Below are 9,961 nucleotides of genomic sequence, written 5' to 3' on the forward strand. Positions count from 1 at the left end.
AAATGCAACAATTATCTTTTCTGCTTGATCAATTTCAAGACAGATTACCTAAAAAGCCTTACTGTGCAGATAATTTGGATTATGGTCTGATGATCATGCCTAAAGAAATTTCTATAAAATACAGATATATACAGCCAAACAGTCCTTATTATTTACATTATCTAGTATTTGATTTGGATTATGAGGCTTCATTATCAGAAATATTATATGGACTAGTAGGAGTACCATTACCAAACTTAGTAATTGCTAATCCTTACAATGGTCGTTCTCATATTTTATTCCAGTTAAAAACACCGATTTATACCACTGATGCTAGTCGTCAAAGACCAATTCTCTATGCAAATGCCATTCGACATAAACTTGGAGAGTTGTTCAAAGCAGATCCCGCATATACACATCTAGTAGCTAAAAATCCTATGTCTAGTTTTTGGAAAACTACGTGTTTACGGGAAAAACCTTATACCTTAAATGAGCTAGCAAGAAACTTAGACTTAACTTGGAATGATGCTAAAAGAGAAATTAAACAAGATGAAGCGATAGGTTTAGGACGTAATTGTTTTGTATTCCATACAGCTCGTCATTGGGCATATAAAGAAATACGGAAGTATAGAGGGAGCACATATTCTGTTTGGCTTGAGAGTGTAATTCAGCATTGCGTGAAGCTAAATCAGGGTTTGATTCAACCTATGACCTATGGAGAGGTGAAAGGCATTGCTAAGTCTATTGCGCGCTATTGTTGGAAAAAAGACCCATATTGTTATCAGGAGTTCATTGATCGCCAAAAATATAAGGGGCGATTGGGTGGCATTAAAGGTGGAAAAGTAAGATCTGCAAAATATGATGAGCTGAGGAGGCAGGCAAGGGATCTACATTCACAAGGTTTGAGCTGTAGAAAAATTGCAAGTGAACTCTGTGTATCTAAATCAGTTGTGGCTACTTGGATAAAGTGTCCAAGTGAGCCTAAATCAGATATTAGCGCTTTGGAAACTACTTTTGGTTTGTTTTCTTAGTTAAGTGTCCAAGTGAGCCTAAATCAGATATTAGCGCTTTTGGGAGTTTTTTTTGTTACCTATATATTCTTCTACTTCAAACTTTCAGTTAAAAGCAGATCATAGTTTCATTTCTAAGAATGCTTTGTTTGAATTATACGAAAGTTTTGTCTTCTATAGTTATAATGGAAGACAAGATCTTGCTTATTGTACTGAGGTACATCTTAGTGATGATCCTTATGTAACCCTATATTCTGTTCAATATGAAGAAAAATTTAGGCATCTTAGGATCAGAGATTTTGATTTCATCTATGGTCAAAGTTTTGATGAATTGAGAAAAAAATTTATAGTCTGAATTGATAAATGCCTCTTTAAAGTGGCATTTTTTTTGAACCAAATTTCGTATAAGAAACTTTATGTTAAATGGATAAGGCTGAAAAAACATAAAATCTTTTTAAATTAGATAAATTTTAGCAAAGCATTAATTTACTCGTTAATATTTGGGTTAAACTTAAAAAAGGAGTATAGCAAAATTGATGGAATCAAATGCCTTCACCAAAAATCTTTTTTCAACGTCTTGATGGCGCTGATTTTGTTAATGAATTAGCTACAGCCTCTTTTAATTATAATGAAGGTATCATTAGTGTTGCTTTTGCGCGAAAAAATGGTGCTGATATCATTTGTAATAATGTTCTAAACAATAAAAAAATAATATTTTTCATAGGAATAAATAATGGAGTAACGTCTAAGCAAGCTTTAGAATATCTTCTAGATAAGAATGTACATCAAGATATTTATTTGGTTAATACTGGTACTCCCCAACAGATTTTTCATCCTAAAGTTTTTTGTTTCTATGAAGAAGCTTCAAAGGAAGGAGTATTGAGTGTTGGAAGCTCCAACCTAACTTCTGGAGGATTTGAAACCAATATTGAAGCCAATATTTTATTGTATATAAATCATTCTAATTGGGATTTAATACAAACAATAATGATGAATTTAAATATCATAAAGGCTGATTGTATTCATTTAAAAAGTAAGCATCAGTTAGATAATTTACTAAATAATGGTTTTCTAGAGGATGAAAGTAAGAAAATTTTTGTTCCTGTTAGAAATCATATAGTATGGAGTCCTAGCTCTCCAAATATTCCAAAAGTTAAACTAAAAACAATAGTTAAGTCACAGAAAGAACCTACTAGTACAGGTACAGTCTCACCTACTAGTACAGGTACAGTCTCACCTACTAGTACAGGTACAGTCTCACCTGCCAGTACAGGTACAGTCTCACCTACTAGTACAGGTACAGTCTCACCTGGTATCCAGACAATTTGGTTTGAAACGAAGCGAATGACTGGTGGATCAAGAAATATTTTAGATTTATCAATGAAATCTTTAGTTGAAAGAGGAGATCCGAAAGGAACTATTTTTGAATTTAATGATTCTAAGTTGATGCTAGGTACAGTGTATTTTTTTGGAGTAGATCCTTTAAGTAGTCATAAACGTAAACTAATTACATTAGAGTTTGATGGGGTTGATTATATTGGCAATGAGATACTCTTCCCTACAGGAGATAATGCAAATGGTACGTGGCGCCTTCAGATTAAAGGAGTAAGCTCTAATAATATAAAAATTACAGATGCTTTTAGAGCAAAAGAAGAAGGATATTACTTAGTCGAAAAAATAATAACCTTTACTAAGATTCGTGAAGATTACTACTCTTTATCTGTATATTCAGAATCAGAAATGGCTAATTTTAAATTATCTTCACGAATCTTAGGTAGGAATGGTTCTTCAAAAAATGCTAAGCAATTTGGATTATTTTAAAAACGGCTTAACCATTCTTGGTGCTTATTTTTTCTAGCTCCGCTAATGCCACCATTTGCACCACCAAAGTTAAGCATAATTGTATCTTCACTTAATGGAATTCCTTCAGAAATAAATAAAGGAACATTATTTATTTCTCGAAATCGCTTAACGAAAAAGTTTAAATCAAAACTGTATGCGTATCCTGTTGTATGTTGATATGGTGGATCAACATAAACAATCGAGTTTGTAGGAAATGGAATACTGAGTAATTCCATAATATCCATATTGAAACAAGTTACTCCACTCATTTTGTTTACAATAGTATTTATTCTCCGTCTTAATTCATTCGGAGATGGTTGCATAGCATTTGCAGGACTACGACGAATACTTGTTTCAGTTGGTTCCCAATAGTCTCTAAAACAAGCATTTGCCCAATTTTTTTCCTTACGATAGATTTGTTTTCCACCAAAGGAACAAGCTTGAAGGATTGGATAAAGTTCCACTTCATGTTTATCTATTGGTAGTTTAGAAAGAGTAGATAAATGCTCTTTAAAATCTTTTTGACTACTAGGTAACTCTGCTAAAAATTGATCAAAAACATCCATATTAAAAGTATTAGATCCTATAGCTGACCAAAAAGCCCCCCAAGAACTAATATCAAGCATAGAGATACGTGTTGGATCTATACCTCGATTAACTAATTCAATAGAAATTGCACCTGAACCACAACATAAATCATAGAATTGAGTATTGGAGTCAGTAGAAGAGTTTAGAATTACATCAACTATTTGAGATGCTACACGTTGTTTACCACCTTGATATGAACAAGGCACTCGTAATATTGAGCTCATCAACATTTCCTTTGAATTAGAATTCTTGCATAAACTCTTTGACCATTGATTATACCGACCCCTCCTCTATCCTCAGAGTGTTGTAAGTATTTTACTTGTGAAAGAACATCAGAAGGTACATTGGAACGTGCATTACCATTAGCAAGCATTACAATTTCAAATTGATCTGGATTATATTTATCAAGGAATGTAATAGGTACACCCATTAAGCCATCATAATCTACTGGAATATTTTGAGTGCGGTTAACCTCAATGGCATCATAATTTTCATATTTTGGATAATCATTTGAATTATATGCTTTAGTTAAAACTAAATTTTCATGACGTCTAGTGGTATCTAAATTAGTAAACCAACGAACACCTTTGACTCTAATAAAGCGGCGCCCTGTATCATCTATCCCACAATTACTTGCATTTAATGGATAGTCATCAGGAACATAAAACTTACGATCTCCTGATCTTATAGAATCACCATACCAAATTTTATTATCACGAAAGAGTGGGAATATTTCCTTGCATGTTGATGCATTCATATTTCCAAGAATAATAAACTTTTTTTTATGCTGCATTAGCAAACTAATATATTCACGGAAAAGACTGAAGGGAGGATTAGTGACTACAATATCTGCTTCTTGTAATAGAGTTTCACATTCTTTTGAACGAAAATCACCATTACCATTTAAATGTACAAGAGAGTTACTCGGTATAGCAAATAAAGATTCTAAGTCTAAAGAACCATCAGGTCTTTCTAAACTATGGTTAGGTACCTCTTTTACTACTGCTTTATAGGCACTAGTTCCCCCATTTAGAGGATATTCTTGGCCTGCTAAACTAGATTCTGAATAGCAAGTGGATATTAGACCCGCTAATTCTAAGTCATCGAAATGAAGTATAAAGAATCTAAAGAAAGCTGATTCAAATGGATCATCACAATTACAAAGTATAGTTTTTCCCTTGAAATGCCTTCTATGGTTCATCATTTCCACAAAAACATCTTCATATTGAGTGTAAAATTCATCTTTTTTAACAATAAATGCATTATTAAGAGTGGCATTTCCAGATTTCAATTGAACTATTGGACGCTCGATATTTATATCAAATGGCATCTTTCCCTCACGAACAACAGTTTTAAGAAATGTATTAATCGCTGTGGACATGCTAATACCAATTTCATCAAATATTTTGCTAGCACTTTTTTTAACATCTAGATCAATACGGATTGTAGTGGTTGGTTTGATGGACATCTTTGGGCTCCAATAGAGAAATACAATGTAGCACAATTTAGTGCTGTAATCTCTATATAGAAGCATTGGTAATACTAGGATGATTATTAAAACACCAATCTTATTATTGAGTTTTCCTACAATTAACATAATACGGATTATGCGAAACGAGAGCCTACTGCTCTCGTTTTTTCATTCTAGAACTGCTAAACTTCTTATACGCCATTGACGTACTTCAACCTATGTTATTCATTGAAACCAGTATTTTTACCAAGCAAATTAAAGAGCTTGTGAGTGATGAAGAGTATCGTCAGCTCCAGCAAGATCTCTTGGTACAGCCTGATAAGGGCGACTTAATCAAGAATGGCGGTGGAATTCGTAAAGTACGCTGTGCTCAAGGCAATAAAGGTAAAAGTGGCGGTATCCGGGTGATCTATTATTGGGTCACAGAGGATGATCAGATCTTTTTCCTGGTGGCTTATCCAAAGTCTGTGAAAGATAACCTGACAGACAAAGAGACCTCTATTTTGCGTCAATTAGTGAAGGAGCAATTTCATGGATAACAACTTATTTGATGACCTGGTTGCTTCAATCAAAGAAGCTGGTGCCATCAAACGCAATGAAATGAAAGCAAGCCGGGTAACTGAGCTTGAATTGCCAGATATTAAGGAAGTACGTGAGAAGACAGGCTTAACCCAGGCAGAGTTTGCTGCACGTTTGCATATTAGCGCGAGAACCCTACAAAACTGGGAACAAGGCCGTCGCTATCCGACTGGTCCTGCAGCGACTCTAATTCGTATTCTGGATGCTCATCCAACTCTAATTTAAAAATTTTAGATAATAAAAAACCCCGGCATCCTGCCGGGGTTTTTCATATTGGTTCGCTTGGTATAACTCCTGTCGTACCTTGCAGTCCTTATGCTTATCTCTTGTTATTCTTGTATGGAGCTTCCTGCTCTCTATGTCCCCATCATAAGAAAGTTCCAGTATTCTGAATAGCCGCAAAGGGCCGGAATTCACGTAAGCCCAGGCGTACAAAATAGCCTAAATTTTATCCACAGCAATTGGGGATAGTTTTGGAACCTAGATCCGTATGAAATGGGCGCTGACTGCTAAATTGATCGTTTTTTAATCAATTTTAATGGCAAAATGTTACATATTCGCTTAAAAACTCACCAACTTATTACAAAAGCGACTTTTTGCTGATTTCTTAGTCATGACTAAAATTTTAAGTAATTGATAATTATATTAATATACAAGTGTACTTCGTATAATCACCATTATGTTAAATAGACTTAATATTCGATGAAATTTCTTTGAATTCTAGTGCTGTCTTTTGGGTGTTGGGAATATGGCCAAACACATATTCATCCTTCGTCTGAAAAAAGAAATCAAAGCTTTGACTCATCAGTGAATCGACTTGGCTTTGCTTTTGATAAATAGGAGCAATCCGGTTGATGTAGTAATTAATCCACTCAGATTGATGATTAAACGTACCGTAGTCTCTTAAATCAGCATAGAGAAGTTGTAGATCCGCTGAAATGGCTTCAACATTGGGATTAAACATCCATACCGTGATGTTCATCGGTTCAACAGCCATGATTGTGTAGGCTTGCTCCTCATCGAACCTTTCAACTTTATAAAGTTGAGCTCCGCTGTCACTATAACTAGAGCAAAGTAACTTGGTATTTTGTACTTGAAAATGATCAACACCGATTTCATGTTCTCTCACTTTCCGTGAAAGTTCTAGACAATAGGGCAAAGCTTTTAACTCTGATTGAGCTATTTGCTGAAATAAGGTTATGCAACGATTGAGCACATAGCTTTCACCTGTTCCCGTAATAATTCCCTTGTACCAAGGATGGATTTTTGACGTTAAGTTATCTATTAACTGCTTTGTTTCACCTTCTTTGAGTGTGACTTCTTTATTGTCTGCAGCAACAATGATGCTATCATTCAATTGAATGGCTATGATAAAAGTCATACTTTGGTGAAAAAAATTGAACTATTAGAGATTTATTTTAAGCTAAATATAAGATTAATTTTTAAATGATTAAAGAAGATAGGTAAACCTATGGCAGGTGGTTCTCAAGTCATCATTAATAAGAATGGAATTACATTCATTACGCCTGCAAAGTTTGAGGCTAAGGCAGGTCAGCACCTTTTTAAAAGCGGTACAGAAGTTGGTGTAAATATCAAAGGCTTGCCAACTTATGAGGCCTATAATGAGAAATTTCAAATGTTATTGCCCTCTGGTGAGCCCTTTAAAAATGCTGATTATAAAATTTCAAATGCATCCGATGAGTTTATGGCCATAGCAGATAATAAAGGCCGATCTAAACGAATAAATTCCTTACAAGAAGAAAGCTTAAAGCTCGATTTAAATTGGATGAAGCTAGAAGCTGAACCGAGTGAAGGAGATGATTAGTGGGTAATTTAGATTGGGAAAGTAATACAAATACAACAGAGAATAGCTGTAAAACAGCACAGTGTGATTGCTTAACTTTTTGGGAAGTACAACAACAAATAGCGATGATCCGTCTGTCTAACTTAAAAGATGCCAAAAAGAATCTCTATAAACTCGAACCAGGATATGAAGCAAGAGCCAGAAGAATTGCCTCAGTTTATGCCAAAATTTATCTTGAACAAGAAAATCATGGAAGTCAGCAATTAAAAGGCCGTTATTATTGGATGGGCTTAGGTGCATTTGCTTCAAAAACTGTTGCAGCAGTGTTTAAACATGGCTTAACGGCTTGGGGGTATAAATGGATTCCCATTATTTCCCCTTTTGTCTTGACGCCACTTGTTCGCAATCCAGTACACTCTTTTGCGAAAGGGAATTTATGGTTATTTATGGATATTGCACCTTGGCATTATGCTTGGAGTATGTCTTCGCAATCTTTTAATCAATGTCGAACTCAACGTGATGTATCTAAGTTCACCCATATTAAGGAAGAAGTGTTAAATATTCCTTGGTCGAGTTGTTTACCCATCATTAAGCATTTGCAGAGTACAACTGAAATTACTCAGGCTTTTGGGATGCTTCCCAAGATAGAAGGCATTTTTAAAAGAAAAGGAAAACCAAGGAGAGATAATTTTAAAGATGCACAAGACGATCTTATGAAACATTTACTGGCAATTGCAGTACAGGAACAACGTAATATTTTACAAGAATTGGTTTGGAAGGACTGGATGGTACAAGCACAGGCAACTTTACAAAGCTATACCAAACTTCCCGATAGTACTTTAGTCCTTTCTAGTGATTATAGTGTTGATGCTGTTAAGCCTAGACATGGGAAATATGAAGGACGTCATAAAGATGTACTCGACAAATTACCTGAATCTGTCTATAGCGAACCTTTAGCGCATACCAAAGTTCAAGATTATGATAGCCGTATGGAGTGGATTCAGAAGGCAGCAGAAAAATATCATACCTTAATGTTAAGTGACACAGGGCGATCATTTTTAGAGAAGGAACTCGCAATTATTGCAGGATGGGGCAATAGTAAAGCGGACTTTGTAGTTGGCAAGGACAGTAATGATGGAAAGATTTAAGCATTATTTTAATTCTATCTTAGTCTTCATCTTCGGTTTCCTTCTTTTAGGTTGCCAACCTAATGCAAAAAATACAGAGAATAGTGCAATGAATCAGCAACCTTATTTACTCCATTTTGGTCTACAGGGCTTTAAAGACTTTGCTCAATACAATCAGAGTGCCGTGGATAACCATCCTGTCGCTAGTTTTCGAGAATTAGATTTTTCACCACCGAACCTTGGTCAAATTAAGATTGAAAATGGCGCGAGTAGCTTAGCTATTGACCATGTTTTTTATGTATTAGGAACATCGTTTCATAAGGAAGATGGTATTGAGGTTATGACTGTTAATGCAGGCTTAAATAAAGAGGAGTTTGTACGTCCTGAGCAAGCCTATCAAGCGTATGCGAATTTAATGAAACGAGTAAATCAAGCGGGATGGAAACTTTATATTGCTCCCTATAACCCACGTATAGCGAAAGAAGATAATATGCGATATGTCATGAAGTGGGGCTATTCGATTGATCCAAGCTATATTTTTAGTTATGAGGAATGGCAAAACATCATGAATGCGAGTGGTAGTGGGTCTTTGGGTTATCGCTTATACGCTAATGGTCTTTTATTGAATATATACATCAGTCAAACTAAAAAAACTGAAGATGAGAAAGAGCAATATATGGTTCGTTATACTTTTAACACCATTCGTTATGATCAACGAGATGCCTTAAGTGATTCAGAAAACAATATTAATGCTTATACAATGACTCCATTGGAGTTAAAACAAGCGTTTGAAAAGGAAGAACGAAGAACTCAAAGATCTAGAGAGTATGATGAAAAAGAAGCAATTGCAGAAGGTTATCGTATAGATGAGAGCTATGTTGGTCCTGATCTTTGGCAATATGTGAAATAATTAATTATTTCTAAAATTAACATAATACACCTTATACGAAACGCCTCTTAAAATCCCTTTTTAAACAATGTCTTATTCATGTAGAAACAGCCTAAGCAGTCACTCTTAGGCTGTTTTGGCAATTTTTCATGTTCCACGATTAATAAATAAACAATGTTCCACGGCTTTGTTTAGCCAAAAAACATAATGACCGCATTTTATTTGAGCCAATTTCAGCCCTCTTGGACTGAAATAATGGCCCAAACAAAATACGGTCTTAGAGGAAAATACACATCAATAAGAAGATAACAGCCAAGCAACCAAAACTCAGAGCCAAAACACGCCATAAATCCTTCTTTTTGGCGTTATTTTGGCTTTCATGCAGTAGGTTCGATACTTCCCTCAGTTGATGTTCAGAATTGCTTAAATCGCTTTTTAGACGCTTAGACAGCATGTGTAGTTGATTTCTTTCTTGGAGGAATTTCTGCCGTTCCTGTGTGAGTTGATCAATTTTTTCTTGGTCTTGGTGAATAATGGGCGTTTCTTTTTCGGCAAGTTGTTTTTCTAGAGCCTGTTTTTCGTTTTTTAAGGTGTTAATCGTCAGTTCAAGTTGTTTAAGTTCTTGATTGGATAGTCGCTGCTTTGGCTCTATGTTGTCTTATTTTTCTTTGT

The 9,961-nt window shown here is 35.0% G+C and carries 10 protein-coding genes; 7 read left to right on the forward strand and 3 right to left on the reverse strand.

Translation table 11 applies throughout. From position 1 onward, the window contains the following. Positions 1 to 1,010: replication initiation protein (locus FTV42_RS14635; RefSeq protein ID WP_179995738.1), on the forward strand; the 1,010-nt coding region annotated here is incomplete at its 5' end. A 525-nt stretch (positions 1,011 to 1,535) separates the two neighbouring features. Beyond that, positions 1,536 to 2,810 (forward strand): phospholipase D family protein, encoded by a 1,275-nt coding sequence (locus FTV42_RS14640; protein ID WP_179995739.1) that lies wholly within the window; start codon positions 1,536 to 1,538, stop codon positions 2,808 to 2,810. On the opposite strand, the gene FTV42_RS14645 is transcribed toward FTV42_RS14640, so the two are convergent. After that, positions 2,807 to 3,643 (reverse strand): DNA adenine methylase, encoded by an 837-nt coding sequence (locus FTV42_RS14645; protein WP_179995740.1) that lies wholly within the window; start codon positions 3,641 to 3,643, stop codon positions 2,807 to 2,809. The two genes, FTV42_RS14640 and FTV42_RS14645, sit on opposite strands and share 4 nt — an antisense overlap. Beyond that, entirely contained in the window at positions 3,643 to 4,887 is a 1,245-nt protein-coding gene (locus FTV42_RS14650) for a type II toxin-antitoxin system RelB/DinJ family antitoxin (RefSeq protein WP_179991749.1), read from the reverse strand. The genes FTV42_RS14645 and FTV42_RS14650 overlap by 1 nt, the downstream gene beginning before the upstream one ends. Positions 4,888 to 5,108: 221 nt before the next feature. Here FTV42_RS14650 and FTV42_RS14655 point away from each other — a divergent pair, with 221 nt between their 5' ends. Then, the gene (locus FTV42_RS14655) at positions 5,109 to 5,429 is read left to right on the forward strand and encodes a type II toxin-antitoxin system RelE/ParE family toxin (protein WP_000897309.1); all 321 of its coding nucleotides are present in this window, start codon (positions 5,109 to 5,111) and stop codon (positions 5,427 to 5,429) included. Continuing rightward, positions 5,422 to 5,694, forward strand: coding sequence for a NadS family protein (nadS, locus tag FTV42_RS14660; RefSeq protein ID WP_004896911.1), 273 nt, complete (start codon positions 5,422 to 5,424; stop codon positions 5,692 to 5,694). Before FTV42_RS14655 ends, nadS begins: the two co-directional genes overlap by 8 nt. 457 nt (positions 5,695 to 6,151) lie before the next feature. On the opposite strand, the gene FTV42_RS14665 is transcribed toward nadS, so the two are convergent. After that, positions 6,152 to 6,850 (reverse strand): hypothetical protein, encoded by a 699-nt coding sequence (locus FTV42_RS14665; RefSeq protein ID WP_179991637.1) that lies wholly within the window; start codon positions 6,848 to 6,850, stop codon positions 6,152 to 6,154. Between the two features lie 90 nt (positions 6,851 to 6,940). Here FTV42_RS14665 and FTV42_RS14670 point away from each other — a divergent pair, with 90 nt between their 5' ends. From FTV42_RS14670 to FTV42_RS14680, 3 genes are read left to right on the forward strand one after another with little or no spacing between them, the layout of a single operon-like run. Further along, positions 6,941 to 7,294 carry a hypothetical protein gene (locus FTV42_RS14670; protein ID WP_000897084.1) on the forward strand — a complete coding sequence of 118 codons (354 nt, stop codon included), beginning with the start codon at positions 6,941 to 6,943 and terminating at the stop codon, positions 7,292 to 7,294. Then, on the forward strand, positions 7,294 to 8,421 hold the full coding sequence (locus tag FTV42_RS14675; protein ID WP_179995816.1) for a DUF2515 family protein: 1,128 nt from the start codon (positions 7,294 to 7,296) through the stop codon (positions 8,419 to 8,421). Before FTV42_RS14670 ends, FTV42_RS14675 begins: the two co-directional genes overlap by 1 nt. Beyond that, the gene (locus FTV42_RS14680) at positions 8,405 to 9,310 is read left to right on the forward strand and encodes a hypothetical protein (protein WP_171525057.1); all 906 of its coding nucleotides are present in this window, start codon (positions 8,405 to 8,407) and stop codon (positions 9,308 to 9,310) included. The genes FTV42_RS14675 and FTV42_RS14680 overlap by 17 nt, the downstream gene beginning before the upstream one ends. Positions 9,311 to 9,961: the final 651 nt, after the last annotated feature.

It is taken from the genome of Acinetobacter sp. YH16052 (genome assembly GCF_013417155.1).
GTDB lineage: Bacteria > Pseudomonadota > Gammaproteobacteria > Pseudomonadales > Moraxellaceae > Acinetobacter.